Genomic DNA, 14,531 nt, shown 5'->3' on the forward strand with positions numbered 1-14,531 from the left:
AAGGAATCGACAATGGGTAAGTGGTTTAAATCGGGGGCCCCCTGGATCTGGATGACGGGGGGCGCCGTCAGCCTGAGTCTGGTGGCCGTACTGGGTTTGTTGTTGCTCATCGGCTGGCGTGGTCTGGTCTACTTCTGGCCGCACCCCATCTATGAGTGGCAGCTGGAAGACGAGAGCGGCAACAAGAGCGTGCTCATCGGCGAGATCAACGATCGCGAGCTGGTGCCGGTGGAGCGGCTGCGCGCCTCCGGGCTGGCCCTGAAAGGGGAAGAGCGCGAGGAGCTGACCCGCTATCTGGTCAAGACCGGCAACCGTGAGTTCGTCGATCTGGACTTCCGCTGGGTGCTGGAGACCGACATCAAGTCGCGCACCCAGCCGGCCGAGCTCGCCATGGTGGAGCGTGCCACCAACGGCAACTTCTACGGCTACATCACCTCGGTGAAGGAAGACGGTCGCGAGGTCACCACGGATCTGCATCCCGCCCTGCTGCGGGTGCTGGCCCGGGCCAATGCCCTGTCGAGCCAGGCCAACGACCTGCAGAAAGGGGACATCGGCAGCATCAACTACCAGCTTGAGCGGCTGCGCCTCAAAGAGCGCAAGGCGGAGCTGGACGACAAGCTGACCGATCAGCTGAAAGCCGAGCTGGCGAGCGAGCGTCAGGCCCTGAACGATCGCTATCAGGTGCTGGAGAAGGAGCTCTTCTCCCTGCGCAGCCAGGCGGACAGAGACAGCATCACCGTCAAGGACATGCGCGGCGAGCTGGTGACCATGCCCATGTCCCGGGTGCTGGACGTGGTCTGGCCCAACGACATGAGCCTGATGGCCAAGGTGGGTCACTGGTTCCACCAGACGGCCAAGTTTGTCACCGACGATCCCCGCGAGGCCAATACGGAGGGTGGGGTGTTCCCGGCCATCTTCGGCACCGTCTTCATGGTGATCCTGATGGCGATCATCGTGACCCCCCTCGGCGTGGTGGCGGCGGTCTACCTGCACGAGTACGCAGGCAAGAACAGCCTGACCAAGATCATCCGCATTGCGGTGATCAACCTGGCTGGCGTGCCCTCCATCGTGTACGGCGTGTTTGGCCTGGGCTTCTTCGTCTATACCCTGGGGGGCAGCATCGACCGCCTCTTCTACCCGGAAGCGCTGCCGAGCCCGACCTTCGGCTCCCCCGGCGTCATCTGGTCGGCCCTGACCCTGGCCATCCTGACCCTGCCGGTGGTGATCGTCTCCACCGAAGAGGGGCTGGCCCGGATCCCGAGCACCATCCGCCAGGGTTCGCTGGCGCTGGGCGCCACCCAGGCCGAGACCCTGTGGCGCATCGTGCTGCCCATGGCGAGCCCGGCCATCATGACCGGCCTCATCCTGGCGATAGCCCGTGCGGCCGGTGAGGTGGCGCCCCTGATGCTGGTGGGGGTGGTGAAGCTGGCCCCGACCCTGCCGATGGACGGCAACTTCCCGTACCTGCACGTGGAGCGCAAGTTCATGCACCTGGGCTTCCACATCTATGACGTGGGCTTCCAGAGCCCGAACGTCGAGGCGGCGCGTCCCCTGGTCTACGCCACCTCCTTCCTGCTGGTGACGGTGATCGTGGGCCTCAACCTGACGGCCATCGGTATCCGCAACCACTTGCGTGAGAAGTTCCGCTCTTTGGAACATTGATGACGATGAGCCTGACGGGCATGCGCAATCACTGGCGCGAAAAATTCCGGTCGCTGGAGCATTGATAGACCAGCCACCACAGAGACGGGCAGGGGCCTTCCCTGCCAGCCAAGCGTTCCGGCCGCGGGCAATGAGCTTGCCCGCCGCCACCAAGAGAATTTGAGGTAACAGATGATCAACGTAACACCGAGCTCGGCCCCGCACACCGCCACCGATCTGCTCAACCTGACCCCGGAGCAGACGGCCCTGGAGGTGAAGGATCTCAACCTGTACTACGGCAACAAGCAGGCGCTGTTCAACGTCAACATGAAGATCCCGAAGGGCCAGGTCACTGCCTTTATCGGCCCCTCAGGGTGTGGGAAATCGACCCTGCTGCGCTGCATCAACCGGATGAACGATCTGGTGGAGATCTGCCGCATCGAGGGGGAGATCCAGCTGCACGGCCACAACATCTACGACAAGAGCGTGGATGTCTCCGCCCTGCGCCGTCAGGTGGGCATGGTGTTCCAGCGCCCCAACCCCTTCCCCAAGTCCATCTACGAGAACGTGGTCTATGGCCTGCGCCTGCAGGGCATCAACGACCGCCGTACCCTGGACGAGGCGGCCGAGCGCTCCCTGCGCGGTGCGGCCCTGTGGGACGAGGTGAAGGATCGTCTGCACGACAACGCCTTCGGCCTCTCCGGTGGTCAGCAGCAGCGTCTGGTGATCGCCCGCGCCATCGCCATCGAGCCGGAAGTGCTGCTGCTGGATGAACCGACCTCGGCGCTCGACCCCATCTCCACCCTCACCATCGAGGAGCTGATCAACGAGCTCAAGAGCCAGTTCACCGTGGTGATCGTGACCCACAACATGCAGCAGGCGGCGCGGGTCTCTGATCAGACCGCCTTCATGTACATGGGGGAGCTCATCGAGTACTCGAACACCAACACCATCTTCACCACCCCGGCCAAGAAGAAGACCGAGGACTACATCACCGGCCGTTACGGCTAAGGCATGTTGGTGCAACAGGGGTGATTGAGATGAGCAAGATGATCATCAACAAACAGATTGGCAGTCGGTTCAACGACTAGGGCATACTCGGAGCAACAAGGATTACTGGTATGGACAATATGAATCTCAACAAACACATCTCCGGTCAGTTCAATGCCGAGCTCGAGAGCGTGCGCAACCAGGTGCTGGTGATGGGGGGGCTGGTGGAGAAGCAGCTCACCGACGCCATCGCCGCCATCCATGGCCAGGATCTGGATGCGGCCCGCAAGATAGTGGCCAACGATCACAAGGTCAACGCCATGGAAGTGGCGATCGACGAGGAGTGCACCCGCATCATCGCCAAGCGTCAGCCCACCGCCTCCGACCTGCGCCTGGTGATGGCCATCATCAAGACCATCACGGATCTGGAGCGCATTGGCGACGTGGCGGACAAGATCGCCCGCATGCTGACCGACAATGCCAACAAGCCCCAGCCGCCGCTGGTGTCCCTGGAAAACATGGGCCGTCGCACCATCAAGATGCTGCATGACGTGCTCGACGCCTTCGCGCGCATGGATCTGGAGGCGGCGCTGGCGGTCTACAAGGAAGATGACAAGGTGGACCGGGAGTACGAGTCCATCATCCGCGAGCTGATGACCTACATGATGGAAGATCCCCGTACCATTCCCCAGGTGCTGAACGTCCTGTGGGCGGCGCGGGCCATCGAGCGGGTCGGCGATCGCTGCCAGCACATCTGCGAGTACATCGTCTACTACGTCAAGGGCAAGGATGTGCGCCACACCAAGGCCGATGAGTTGACCGATCTGCTGGGCAAAAAATGATTCCGACATGAATAAAAAGGCGCGTAAAGCGCCTTTTTTATTGCATTTTCGGGCAGCTTAAGATAACGCCCCCCAACGAGGGCTTTTCTGCTAGAATATGGCCCCTGTGTGAGTCCCGGATGGAGTCACGGTCCGGTTTCCCGGGCCCAGTTTGCCGTCTTGTGTCAAGGCGGCTGTAGCAATAGGTTAATCATGAGTTTTGCCGATAGTTTGTTCTTTCTGATGCTGCTGGTCGCTGGCAGTGTGTTCTTCTCGCTTTCCGAGATCTCCCTCGCCGCCTCCCGCAAGATCAAGTTGCAGGTGATGGCTGACGAGGGCAACCGCCATGCCGAGAAGGTACTGGCACTGCAGGCCCAGCCTGGCAACTTCTTCACCGTGGTGCAGATAGGCCTCAATACCGTCGCCATCCTGGGCGGCATCCTGGGCGAGTCCGCCCTGAACCCGGCCATCAAGGAGCTGGTCTCCGAGTTCTATCAGGGGCCCTGGCTGAGTGAAATCAGCTCGGCAGCCTCCTTCGTCTTCGTCACCGGCATGTTCATCCTCATCGCCGATCTGATGCCCAAGCGCCTGGCGATGACCATGCCGGAGCGGATCGCCGTGGTGGTGGTGCGCCCCATGCTGCTGTGCGTCACCCTGCTGATGCCGCTGGTGTGGCTGTTCAACGGCATGGCCAACGGCCTGTTCCGCCTGCTGCGCATCTCCATGGTGCGCAACGACGAGATCACCTCGGACGATATTTATGCGGTGATGGATGCGGGCGCCGAGGCCGGCGTCATCCAGCGCGAGGAGCATCAGCTCATCGAGAACGTGTTCGAGCTGCAGTCCCTTGGCGTCACCTCTGCCATGACGGCCCGCGAGAGCCTCATCTACTTCACCCTGCAGGAGGGGGAGGAGAGCATCAAGGCCAAGATCGCCGAGCACCCTCACAACAAGTTCCTGGTGTGCGACCACAACCTCGACAGCATCAAGGGCTTCGTCGACTCCAAGGAGCTGCTGATCCGGGTCATCGGCGGCCAGAGCATCGATCTCAACAGCGGCTCCCTGGTGCAGAACGTCATCATCATCCCCGACACCCTGAACCTCTACGAGGCGATGGAGTACTTCAAGAATCACAGGGGCGATTTTGCCGTGGTGATGAACGAGTACGCCCTGGTGGTGGGGATCGTCACCATGAACGATCTGATGAGCACCGTCATGGGGGAGTGGGCCACCCACGTGGTGGAAGAGCAGATCGTGCAGCGGGACGAGAACTCCTGGCTGGTGGACGGGGTCACCCCCATCTCCGACGTGATGCGCGCCTTCGACATCGAGGAGTTCCCGGAAAACCAGAACTACGAGACCATTGCCGGCTTCATCATGTACATGCTGCGCAAGATCCCCAAGCGCACCGACTCGGTGAAGTACGCCGGTTACAAGTTCGAAGTGGTCGACATCGACAGTTACAAGATCGACCAGCTGCTGGTCACCCGGGTAGAGGCCACGTCGGCCGAGAAGCCTGTTCAGGAATCGTAAAAGGAGCTCGTTAGCAATCATGAAGATGCAGTCTCATTCCCGTGCGCTGGCCTGTGTGGCGCTCGCCCTGGCACTCGGTGCCTGCAGCCAGAGCGCACCGCGCAAGGCCACTCCCGTCGCCAAACCGGCCGCTCCCCAGGCAGCCGTGGTCGTGCCGCAGCCAGATCCCGATGCGGTGGTGCAAAGCGCCGTTGCCGAGCCCAGCCCGGTGTTCGACGAGGAGTATCACGGTCCGGATCAAGGTTCGCTCGAGTCGGTGACCGCCCTGTTCGCCCGCGGCTACATCGAGTCGGCCATGCGCGAGACCATGCTGGCGGCGGTGCACAGTGACTACCCCCTGCTTGGCATGCGGGACGTGCGCCTGACCGATCCCGTCTCCAAGTTCCTCACCTCGGCCCAGGCTCGCACCACGGCGCACGACTACCTGTACGCCGGGGTACAGCGCCGGTTGGGCCGCCCGCTCAGCCCGGCACAGTGGGAACAGATCTGGCAGGGGTATTCCCAGCAGGGTCGTGTCTCCGACTGGGTCAAGCAGACCAAGCGGGTGCTGGCCGGGCGCTGAGTCGCCAAGCCATCGGCGGGCGAGCCCGTCTTGATCCCCTGTTTCACAAGAGGCCACCTTCGGGTGGCCTCTTGTCGTTTCAGTGCCTGGCCAGGTGATGCCTGTGTCGGGGAGATCTCCCTTTGCCGCCATCATCCCGAGCTTGCTCGGATTTGTTCGTAGCCCCCGATTGCCTCTTTCTCTGCTTTGGGTCATGATATTTGGGATTTCTAGCCGTCTAGATGTTTTGATGGCTTAATGTGGTTTCACACAATAAACACCCGACATGACGGGAACATGCAGAGAGACAGAGATGGACAAGCAGGATTTGTGGGTACTGGATGGGGGCATGGGGCGCGAGCTGGCACGGCGGGGCGCGCCGTTCCGTCAACCGGAGTGGTCGGCACTGGCGCTGATGGAAGCCCCCGAGACGGTGCGCGAGGTGCATCAGGCCTATGTGGCGAGCGGCGCCCGGGTGATCACCACCAACAGCTATGCGCTGGTGCCGTTTCATATCGGTGAGGCGCGCTTTGCGGCAGAGGGGGAGCGGCTGGCGGCGCTGGCCGGGCAACTGGCCCGGGAGGTGGCCGACGAGCAGCCGGGCTCCGTGCAGGTGGCCGGCTCCTTGCCGCCGCTCTTTGGTTCCTACCGCGCCGACCTGTTCGACGCGAGCAGGGTGAGCGAGCTGGCAGCCCCGCTGATCCGGGCGCTTTCCCCCCAAGTGGATTTCTGGCTGGCGGAGACCATGAGCCTCATCGCCGAGCCGCTGGCCCTCAAGGCCCTGCTGCCACAGGACGGCAAGCCGTTCTGGGTCTCCTTCACCCTGGAAGACGAGGCGCCGGGCAGTGAGCCGACCCTGCGCTCCGGCGAGCGGGTGGCCGATGCCGTGGTCGCCCTGGCGTCGGCCGGGGTGAACGCCATCCTGTTCAACTGCTGTCAGCCCGAGGTGATTGAGGGGGCGCTCAAGGTGGCCGGGGCCGGCCTGCAGGCCCTGGGGCGCACCGACGTTCGGCTCGGCGCCTATGCCAACGCCTTCCCGCCCCAGCCCAAGGAGGCGACCGCCAACGACGGGCTGGACGAGATCCGCACCGATCTGGGGCCGCTGGATTATCTGGGCTGGGCCGAGCGCTGGCGCGCGGCCGGGGCGAGCCTCATCGGCGGCTGCTGCGGCATCGGCCCGGAACACATCGAGGCGCTGGCCAGCCGGCTGCGCTAAGGAGAGCCCATGAAAGAGAGCAAGATCGGGCTCTGGTCCCTCACGGCCCTGGTGTTCAGCTCCATGGTGGGGGCGGGCGTCTTCAGCCTGCCCCAGAACATGGCCGATGTAGCGGGGGCCCGCGCCGTGCTGATCGGCTGGGCCGTGACCGGGGTCGGCATACTGGCGCTGGCCGCGAGTTTCCTCTATCTGTCGCGACTCAAACCTGAGCTCGACGGCGGCATCTACAGCTATGCCCGGGTCGGTTTCGGCGAGCTGGTCGGCTTCTTCTCCGCCTGGGGCTATTGGCTCTGCGCCACCATCGGCGTGGTGGGCTATCTGGTGATCGCCTTCGCGGCGCTGGGCAGCTTCGTCGACACCCCGGAGCGGGTCTGGTTTGGCGAGGGCAATACCCTGGCGGCCTTCATCGGCGAGTCCTGCATCCTCTGGGCGGTGCACCTGCTGGTGGCCCGCGGCGTGCAGCAGGCGGCCCTGTTCAACCTGGTGGCGACCCTGGCCAAGAGCCTGCCGCTGCTGCTGTTCATCCTGTTCGCCTGCTACTGGTTCGATCCGGTCACTTTCGCGGCGGATCAGGAGGGGAGCACCCTGGCGGTGCCGGTCTCCGAGCAGGTGCGCAACACCATGCTCATCACTCTCTGGGTCTTCACCGGCATCGAGGGGGCGGCGGTGCTCTCGGCCCGGGCCAGAAACAGGCGGGACGTGGGTACGGCCACCGTGCTTGGCGTGGTGCTGGCGCTGCTGCTCTATGTGCTCATCTCGGTGCTGGCGCTCGGGATCCTGAGTCGCCCCGAGCTTGCGGCCCTGCCCAATCCCTCCATGGCGGGACTGATGGCCCAGATGACGGGCTCCTGGGGCAAGCTGCTCATCAGCGCCGGCCTCATCGTGTCGGTGCTCGCCTCCTACGTGAGCTGGACCCTCTTCTCGGCCGAGGTGCCGTTCAGTGCGGCGCGCCACGGCGCCTTCCCGGCCATCTTCCGGCGCCAGAACGACAACGGCACCCCCATCGCCTCGCTCTGGCTCACCAGCCTGACGGTGCAGGGCTGTCTGCTGCTGGTGTGGCTGCTTGGCAAGGGCTACACCAACCTGCTGCTCATCTCCACCTCCATGATCCTGGTGCCCTATCTGCTGATCGGTCTCTTCCTGCTCAAGCTCTCCTTGCGCAGGGAGGGCAATGGCCTGATGCGGGCGGTGGCGCTGGTGTCGAGCGGCTATGGTCTCTGGCTGCTCTACGCCGCCGGGGTGGAGTATCTGCTGCTCTCCTTGTTGCTCTACGGGCCGGGTCTGCTGCTGTTCCTCTACAGCCGTCGCCAGCTCGGGGCCGGGCAGCAGCTCAGCGGGCGTGAGCGGTTGCTGGCCGGGGTGACGCTGCTGAGCCTCATTCCCGCCATCTGGTCCTTTGCCCACGTTTGAGTGAGGTGGTGACCCAATGCAAGAGAGCGCCCAAGGGGCGCTCTCTTTTTGTCTGCGGGTTGTCTGCAGTGCGTGCTCAGCGGCTGGCGGGGCCCGCCGGTTTGCCGAATAGCACGGCGATCTTCTGCCGCCAGGGGAGGCCCCGGGCCTCTTGCAGCATGTCGCGCCACTCGTGGAAGGTGAGGGTGAGGGGGTTGAAGCTGTGAATGGGCTTGGTGATGCCGAAGCGGCACGGCTCGGCGGGGTCTTCCTCCACGAAGGTGCCAAACAGCCGATCCCAGATGATGAGCACCCCGGCGAAGTTGCGATCGATATATCTGACGTTGCTGGCGTGGTGCACCCTGTGGTGGGAGGGGGTGTTGAAGATCCACTCCAGCCAGCCGAGCTTGCCCACCACCTGGGTGTGGACGAAGAACTGGAAGCCCAGGCTCAAGAGCACTGTGGTGACCACGGCCTCGGGCGGGAAACCGATGAGGATCATGGGGATCCAGAACAGCCACATGCCGGAGACCGGATACATCAGGCTCTGGCGAAAGGCGGTGGAGAGGTTGAGCCGCTCCGAGCTATGGTGCACTACGTGGGAGGCCCACAACCAGCGCACATGGTGGCTCGCGAAGTGGAACAGCCAGTAGCAGAGATCCTGCAGCAGGAAGAGCAGCAACAGGCTCCAGACGTTCAGCTCTATGTCCAGCAGCCGCCAGCCCCAGAGGGCGTCGTAGAGGTAGGCGATGGCGATGGCCGCCAGGGCATCGCCCCCCTGATGCATCAGCGCCAGGGTGGCGTTGGCGAAGAGATCCTTCCACTGATAACCGGCGGTGGGAAAGGCGGCGCCATGCTTGCGCAGGTAGAGCATCTCCCAGCCGATAAAGGCCAGAAAGAGGGGGGATAGGTAGAGCAGGAGCAGTTGCACATCCATGTGAGGCATCCGGTTGGACCAGTTGGGTGTCAGCATACCGGATGAATTTAAAATTTCATTAACATACTTGTCCCGTCCGGGTGGTGAACAACCCGACGGCGAGAGGCTGCGGCAAGGGAGGGGCCAGGGGGATGGCCCGGGTGCGGATGAGGAAGGGAGGCATGAAAGAGGGAGCCATGGGCTCCCTCTTCGTTTTTATGCATCGCGGGTTACAACACCTGGCTCAGGAACTGGCGCAGGCGGGGGCGCGTTGGATGGTCGAAGCCACAGCGGTTGTCATAACACCAGGCTTATAGCACCTGGCTCAGGAATTGGCGCAGGCGAGGGGAGGGGGGATTGTCGAAGAAATCCGCCGGCTTCTCGTCCACCAGCAGCTCGCCGCTCTCCATGAAGAGCACCCGATCCGCCACTTCCCGGGCGAAGCCCATCTCGTGGGTTACCACCACCATGGTCATTCCCTCGCGGGCGAGCCCCTTCATGACGTCCAGCACTTCCCCCACCATCTCGGGGTCGAGGGCACTGGTGGGCTCGTCAAACAGCATGATGCGCGGCTGCATGGCGAGCGCTCGGGCGATGGCTACCCGCTGCTGTTGACCGCCCGAAAGCTGGGAGGGGTAACTCTGGGCCTTGTTGGAGAGCCCCACCTTGAGCAGCAGGTTCTTGGCTCTGTCCTCCGCATCCTTGCGCGACAGCCCCCGCACCTTCTGGGGGGCGAGGCAGATGTTGTCCAGCACCGTCAGATGGGGGAAGAGATTGAAGGACTGGAACACCATGCCCACCTCCTCCCGCAGCTTGTTGACGTCGCCGGGTTCGGTGAGGCTGATGCCGTCGACGACGATGTCACCGTCGTTGATGGTCTCGAGCTGGTTGAGGGTACGCAGGAAGGTGGACTTGCCCGAGCCGCTCGGGCCCACGATCACTACCACTTCCCCTTCCGCCACCTGGGTGCTGACGTTCTTCAGGGCGTGTACCTCGGTGCCGTAGAACTTCTCTACCCCGGCGGCACGGATGATGGGATCAGTTGCTGCGCGCATATTTCACCTCCAGACGACGCACCAGGAAGGAGAGAGTGCCGGTGAGCACCAGATAGAGCAGGGCCACGGTGAACCACACCTCGAACGGACTGAAGGTGGAGCTGACCACCTCGCGCCCCGCCTTGGTGAGATCCGTGATGGAGATGACCGACACCAGGGAGGAGTCCTTGATGAGGTTGATGAACTGGCCCGCCAGCGGCGGCAGTACCCGCTTGAATGCCTGGGGCAGGATGACGTAGCGCATGGTCTGGGCCGAGGTCATGCCAAGGCTTCTGCCCGCTTCCATCTGCCCCTTGTGGATGGAGCTGATGCCGGCGCGCACGATTTCGGCCACGTAGGCACCGGTGAAGACCGCGAGGGCCGCCACCCCGGCGGTGAAGCGATCCAGATTGAGTACAGTGCCGATAAAGAAGTAGACGATGAAGATCTGCACCAGGAGCGGGGTGCCGCGAATAAGCTCCACATAGGTCACGGCCAGGTTGCGCAGGGCCGGGTTGGGTGAGAGTCGTGCAAGCCCGGCCAGGGTGCCGAGCAGGATGGCGAAGACGCCTGCCACCAGGGAGAGCTTGACGGTGACCCAGATGCCCCAGGCGATGGGTCCAGCGGTCCAGCTGAATTGGGAGTCGAGGGTATCGCCGAGGAAGACGGTGTCCCCTTCGGCTACCTGGACATGTTCGGTGCCAATGGCCTGACGGCGATTGGGGTCGAGATCGTCTTGCAGGAAGAGCTGCCCCTTCTCGGCAATCACGGTGCCGTCAAACTCGGCGTAGTGTTTTTGCTCCGCCTGATAGGCGATGTACTGGGGAATACGCTCCCAGCGCCAGGTGTAGTCCACCGCCTGCACGGCCTTGTAGATGCCGAAGATGGCGGCCAGCACCAGCAGCAGGAAGACGCCGTGCCAGAGCAGCAGGTTGGGCTGTTTTTCCATCTGTCTTGTGAGTTTGGGGTTGATCACGTTCACAACCTCTCTTGTCGTTATTGTGGTGAAGTCTGCGGGTAAGGGGCGGCGAACCGCCCCTTGAGAGGTTATTTCAGCTGGTTCAACCAGGCGGTGGATTCAAACCACTTCTTGTACAGACGGTCGTAGCTGCCGTCGCCCTTGATCTGGCGCAGGTAGTTGTTCAGCCAGTTGAGGGTGTCCTGATCCCCTTTGCGGATGGCCCAGGCCAGCGGCTCGAAGGTGAAGGGCTTGTCCAGGTGCACCACGGCGCCGGTGTTCTGGGAGGCGAAGATGGCGTTGTAGGGCAGGTCGTAGACGAAGGCATCCACCTTGCCGTTGATCACTTCCAGCTTGGCGTCGTCCTGGGTTTCAAACTGCAGCAGGGTGGCTTTCGGGATCATGCGCTTGACCGCCTGCTCGCCTGTGGTGCCGAGCTTGACCGCGATCTTGTACTTGGGATCGTTCAGATCGCTGAAGGACTTGATCTCGCCCGCCTTGTCCTTGCGCAGGACGATGGTCTGGCCGACGACGATGTAGGGATCGGCGAAGTTCACACGCAGGTTACGCTGGGGGGTGACCGTCATGCCGCCCATGATGACGTCGAACTTGTCAGTCAAGAGGGCCGGGATGATGCCGTCCCAGGCGGTGTTGACGAACTCCACCTTCACGCCCATCTCCTTGGCGACCATCTTGGCCAGGTCCACGTCAAAGCCGATGTACTGGCCCTGTTTGTTGGTCATCTCGAAGGGTTGGTAACCGGCGTCGAAGCCGACGCGCAGCACACCGCGCTCCAGCACGGCATCCAGGGTGGAGCTGGGAGCAGCATGGGCCAGCCCGCACAGCAGCAGGGTAGAGAGAATGAGTTTTTTGATCATAAATGACGTCTCTGTCGAAAGTGTGTTCGGCCTTGAACCTGCTCCCGTGCGACTCCATGGCACAAGAGACTGCTGCATCCGGCAGCAGGCAAGACAGGATTATTGTCTTGGTCGGGGCAAAAGCCCCATATGAGATTCTATGAATGCCGCCTTGAGTGAAAAATGTACCGAAATCTGATTGTGCCAGAAGACTCAATAAGTTATGGGCGCTTTTCTCCCTCGTGGCGACTCATAAAACCACACGAAAACAACATATCTATCTAATGGCGCCGGTTCAAGTGCAAAATTTCAGGCGGTGGTGTCGGTGAAAAATTCGGTTTCGAAAGGAGCGTTATCTGGCAGGGGAGAGGGATCTGCCACCAGAGTGACATCTCAGGAGCTGGCCACAGCCCAAGGGGCTTCAGGCCTGTGGTGAGAGAGAACGAAAGGAAGGGGCTCTGATTTGATACCGGGTCTGGGCACACGTCTCCCGGGGAGGCGCGTGCCCGACCTCTTCAGCGGTGCAGCTCGCCGGCGCGCTCCGGCTGATAGACCACTTCCAGGATCTCCACCTGGATGGTGCGACCGGCCGGGCCCGGCCAGGCGATGCTGTCGCCGACTTTCAGCCCGAGCAGGGCGCTGCCGACGGGCGCCAGCACGGAGATCTTCGACTCGTCCCCCTGCACGTCCTTCGGGTAGACCAGGGTCAGGCAGAAGTCGTTGCCGCTGTTTTGCATCTTGAAGCGCACCGTGCTGTTCATGGTCACCACGTCCGGCGGCATGTCGGCGGGTTCGCGGATCTCGGCGCGATCCAGCTCCTCCTGCAGGGCCAGGTGCTGCGGGTGGCTGCCGAGCAGCTGTTCGATGCGATCCAGGTCCAGGCTGGAGATGACGAGATGAGGTTGTTTCATAGGGTATTCCTTATCAATGGCTGACGAGACCAGCATGGCGGGCAGGCTGGTCGGAAATCGGTTGGATGGTGTGTCACGATCGCAAGCGCGATGCCCCCGGGCGACTCGCGCGGCGGGGCGAGGGCGGGGGCTCAGCGGGGTGTGAGCAGGTTGGAAAAAATCATGAGTGCTTTCATGGGGATACCATAACCATTCTGGGGGGCTTTGGCAATTCAGGGTGCCTGATAATCGTACTGGAAAAGGATGCGAGCGAGGCTACCATCCTGTCGCATTTCCTGGATGACCCTGCGCCAGCGCATCGCCTCGCTCGGGGAGAAGCGGGGACTGGCGGCCAGGTAGAGGGTGCTCCGCTGCAGGGTCTGGCCACGCACCAGATCCGGGAGGGGCAGGCCAGCCCGCTGCTGGTTGTAGCGGGCGGTATTCCAGGCCACGGCCCAGCCCTGGATGCGGCCCCGCGCCAGCTTGCTGGCATTGTTGACCTCTTCGCTGACCAGCTCCTGGGTCACGCCTTCGAGGGGCGGGATCAGACTCTGGCCATGGGAGCCCCGCATCGCGCCGACGGTAAGGCCGGGCAGATCCGCAACGGTGAGGGGGGCCGAGTGATGGTTGCGGTGGCTGACCAGCACGAAGGCCTCCTCCAGCAGGGGGGCAATCCAGAGAAACTGGGATTCTCGCTGGGGATTCCTGGCGGGTGGCAGCAGCAGGACATCCGGCCGGTGGCGGGTCTGGCTGAGGGCGCGGGCGAGTGGCATCAGCTCGATCTCGAGCGTCTCCCCGAGGCGGCGGGCCGCCTCTTCCAGCACCTCGATGGCCATGCCGCTCGGAGCTCCCTGCTGGGAGCGAATGACATAGGGAGGGATGTCAGCGGCCACGACCACCACGGCCCGGGCCGGGAGGGAGGTGAAGAGCGTGTGGCAGAGCAGCAGGAGCAGGGTGACGAGGCGCATGGGAGACAGGATCCGGGATGAGTACTCAAGAGTGTAACATCCCGTTACGCAATGTCAGCCTGCCCGTCCGGGGCAGGGGCTCAGTCGAAGAAATCCCGCAGATCCATCGCCTGGTACCCGTCCAGCTGTTGCCAGGGCAGGGCCTTGGGCAGGGATTTGAGGGTCACCTCCATCCGGTAGCTGCGATAGCCGTCGAGGCTTGCGGACTCCACCACCAGGGGGATCTGCCACTGATGTGACCAGAGGATGCGGGTACGCTGCTTGCCTTCCCGGCGTTCGAACCAGCGCGCCTGCGGGGGGGCGTCCTCCGCCAGGGGGGTCATGCCTTGCAGCAGGGCCGGGTCCACCAGGTGGCGCAGGCGATCCCAGTCGGGCTTGAAGGCCACCTGGCCATACTCCTCCGGCGGTACCTCCACCAGCTGGCTGTGCCAGGCGTCGGCGTAGCGCAGTTGCAGTGTCCCCTGCTCGTCCAGGGTGACCCAGCGCGCTGCCATCTGGTGGGTGAAGTGCTTGTGGCCGGGGCGGGCGTCATGGGTGGCGTGATAGGCCCGGGCCAGGGGGAGGGGAATGAGCCGCTGGCTCCACACCTGGTTGCCGACCCGCAGCCACTTCTCCTGCCACTGGTTCTCCCGGGCGATGCCGTCGCTGCCGGTGACCCTGTCTTCGTAGCGGATGCGGGCGGCCAGATCGGGGACTTCATCGGCCAGGAGGGGGAAGGAGAGGGTGCAGCCCAAGAGCCACAGCGGAAGTAAGGTTCGTCTCATGGTTCATCGCTCG

Annotated in this window: 14 protein-coding genes; 7 read left to right on the top strand and 7 right to left on the bottom strand. The window is 63.2% G+C overall.

Translation table 11 applies throughout. From position 1 onward, the window contains the following. The first annotated feature begins 12 nt into the window (after nt 1-12). The 7 genes from pstA to BN1136_RS08525 all read left to right on the top strand — a co-directional run bounded on the left by pstA (nt 13) and on the right by BN1136_RS08525 (nt 8,152). On the top strand, nt 13-1,662 hold the full coding sequence (gene pstA / locus BN1136_RS08495) for a phosphate ABC transporter permease PstA (protein WP_043759466.1): 1,650 nt from the start codon (nt 13-15) through the stop codon (nt 1,660-1,662). Between the two features lie 171 nt (nt 1,663-1,833). Continuing rightward, complete coding sequence (gene pstB / locus BN1136_RS08500) at nt 1,834-2,652, top strand: phosphate ABC transporter ATP-binding protein PstB (RefSeq protein ID WP_043759467.1); 819 nt, start codon at nt 1,834-1,836, stop codon at nt 2,650-2,652. 110 nt (nt 2,653-2,762) lie between these two features. Beyond that, a complete protein-coding gene (phoU, locus tag BN1136_RS08505; protein ID WP_043759470.1) occupies nt 2,763-3,473 on the top strand; it encodes a phosphate signaling complex protein PhoU in 711 nt (236 codons plus the stop codon). A 192-nt stretch (nt 3,474-3,665) separates the two neighbouring features. Next, nucleotides 3,666-4,985, top strand: a complete 1,320-nt coding sequence (locus BN1136_RS08510; protein ID WP_043759472.1) for a polyamine export protein PaeA — start codon at nt 3,666-3,668, stop codon at nt 4,983-4,985. Nucleotides 4,986-5,004: 19 nt separating this feature from the next. Then, entirely contained in the window at nt 5,005-5,547 is a 543-nt protein-coding gene (locus BN1136_RS08515; protein ID WP_043759473.1) for a hypothetical protein, read from the top strand. A gap of 292 nt (nt 5,548-5,839) precedes the next feature. Continuing rightward, a complete protein-coding gene (locus tag BN1136_RS08520; RefSeq protein WP_043759477.1) occupies nt 5,840-6,742 on the top strand; it encodes a homocysteine S-methyltransferase family protein in 903 nt (300 codons plus the stop codon). A gap of 9 nt (nt 6,743-6,751) precedes the next feature. Further along, nucleotides 6,752-8,152, top strand: a complete 1,401-nt coding sequence (locus BN1136_RS08525; protein ID WP_043759479.1) for a basic amino acid/polyamine antiporter — start codon at nt 6,752-6,754, stop codon at nt 8,150-8,152. 76 nt (nt 8,153-8,228) lie between these two features. Here the strand turns inward: BN1136_RS08525 and BN1136_RS08530 are convergent, their stop codons facing one another. The 7 genes from BN1136_RS08530 to BN1136_RS08560 form a co-directional block, all read right to left on the bottom strand. Further along, complete coding sequence (locus BN1136_RS08530) at nt 8,229-9,068, bottom strand: sterol desaturase family protein (protein WP_043759601.1); 840 nt, start codon at nt 9,066-9,068, stop codon at nt 8,229-8,231. A 290-nt stretch (nt 9,069-9,358) separates the two neighbouring features. Next, nucleotides 9,359-10,102, bottom strand: a complete 744-nt coding sequence (locus BN1136_RS08535) for an amino acid ABC transporter ATP-binding protein (RefSeq protein ID WP_043759481.1) — start codon at nt 10,100-10,102, stop codon at nt 9,359-9,361. Beyond that, nucleotides 10,086-11,030, bottom strand: coding sequence for an amino acid ABC transporter permease (locus tag BN1136_RS08540; RefSeq protein WP_043759603.1), 945 nt, complete (start codon nt 11,028-11,030; stop codon nt 10,086-10,088). The genes BN1136_RS08535 and BN1136_RS08540 overlap by 17 nt, the downstream gene beginning before the upstream one ends. Nucleotides 11,031-11,128: 98 nt before the next feature. After that, complete coding sequence (locus tag BN1136_RS08545; protein ID WP_043759484.1) at nt 11,129-11,917, bottom strand: transporter substrate-binding domain-containing protein; 789 nt, start codon at nt 11,915-11,917, stop codon at nt 11,129-11,131. 494 nt (nt 11,918-12,411) lie between these two features. Next, nucleotides 12,412-12,807, bottom strand: coding sequence for a nucleoside diphosphate kinase regulator (rnk, locus tag BN1136_RS08550; protein WP_043759486.1), 396 nt, complete (start codon nt 12,805-12,807; stop codon nt 12,412-12,414). Between the two features lie 212 nt (nt 12,808-13,019). Next, entirely contained in the window at nt 13,020-13,754 is a 735-nt protein-coding gene (locus BN1136_RS08555; RefSeq protein ID WP_043759489.1) for a substrate-binding periplasmic protein, read from the bottom strand. A gap of 80 nt (nt 13,755-13,834) precedes the next feature. After that, nucleotides 13,835-14,518, bottom strand: coding sequence for a hypothetical protein (locus BN1136_RS08560; protein WP_043759492.1), 684 nt, complete (start codon nt 14,516-14,518; stop codon nt 13,835-13,837). Nucleotides 14,519-14,531: the final 13 nt, after the last annotated feature.

It is taken from the genome of Aeromonas taiwanensis (genome assembly GCF_000820165.1).
Lineage (GTDB): Bacteria > Pseudomonadota > Gammaproteobacteria > Enterobacterales > Aeromonadaceae > Aeromonas > Aeromonas taiwanensis.

Coding starts and splice junctions, on each gene's coding strand:
- BN1136_RS08540 (WP_043759603.1), bottom strand. CDS start 11,030: ATGGAAAAACAGCCCAACCTGCTGCTCTGGCACGGCGTCTTCCTGCTG.
- BN1136_RS08530 (WP_043759601.1), bottom strand. CDS start 9,068: ATGGATGTGCAACTGCTCCTGCTCTACCTATCCCCCCTCTTTCTGGCC.
- BN1136_RS08545 (WP_043759484.1), bottom strand. CDS start 11,917: ATGATCAAAAAACTCATTCTCTCTACCCTGCTGCTGTGCGGGCTGGCC.
- BN1136_RS08525 (WP_043759479.1), top strand. CDS start 6,752: ATGAAAGAGAGCAAGATCGGGCTCTGGTCCCTCACGGCCCTGGTGTTC.
- BN1136_RS08520 (WP_043759477.1), top strand. CDS start 5,840: ATGGACAAGCAGGATTTGTGGGTACTGGATGGGGGCATGGGGCGCGAG.
- BN1136_RS08515 (WP_043759473.1), top strand. CDS start 5,005: ATGAAGATGCAGTCTCATTCCCGTGCGCTGGCCTGTGTGGCGCTCGCC.
- BN1136_RS08555 (WP_043759489.1), bottom strand. CDS start 13,754: ATGCGCCTCGTCACCCTGCTCCTGCTGCTCTGCCACACGCTCTTCACC.
- BN1136_RS08510 (WP_043759472.1), top strand. CDS start 3,666: ATGAGTTTTGCCGATAGTTTGTTCTTTCTGATGCTGCTGGTCGCTGGC.
- pstB (WP_043759467.1), top strand. CDS start 1,834: ATGATCAACGTAACACCGAGCTCGGCCCCGCACACCGCCACCGATCTG.
- pstA (WP_043759466.1), top strand. CDS start 13: ATGGGTAAGTGGTTTAAATCGGGGGCCCCCTGGATCTGGATGACGGGG.
- rnk (WP_043759486.1), bottom strand. CDS start 12,807: ATGAAACAACCTCATCTCGTCATCTCCAGCCTGGACCTGGATCGCATC.
- BN1136_RS08535 (WP_043759481.1), bottom strand. CDS start 10,102: ATGCGCGCAGCAACTGATCCCATCATCCGTGCCGCCGGGGTAGAGAAG.
- BN1136_RS08560 (WP_043759492.1), bottom strand. CDS start 14,518: ATGAGACGAACCTTACTTCCGCTGTGGCTCTTGGGCTGCACCCTCTCC.
- phoU (WP_043759470.1), top strand. CDS start 2,763: ATGGACAATATGAATCTCAACAAACACATCTCCGGTCAGTTCAATGCC.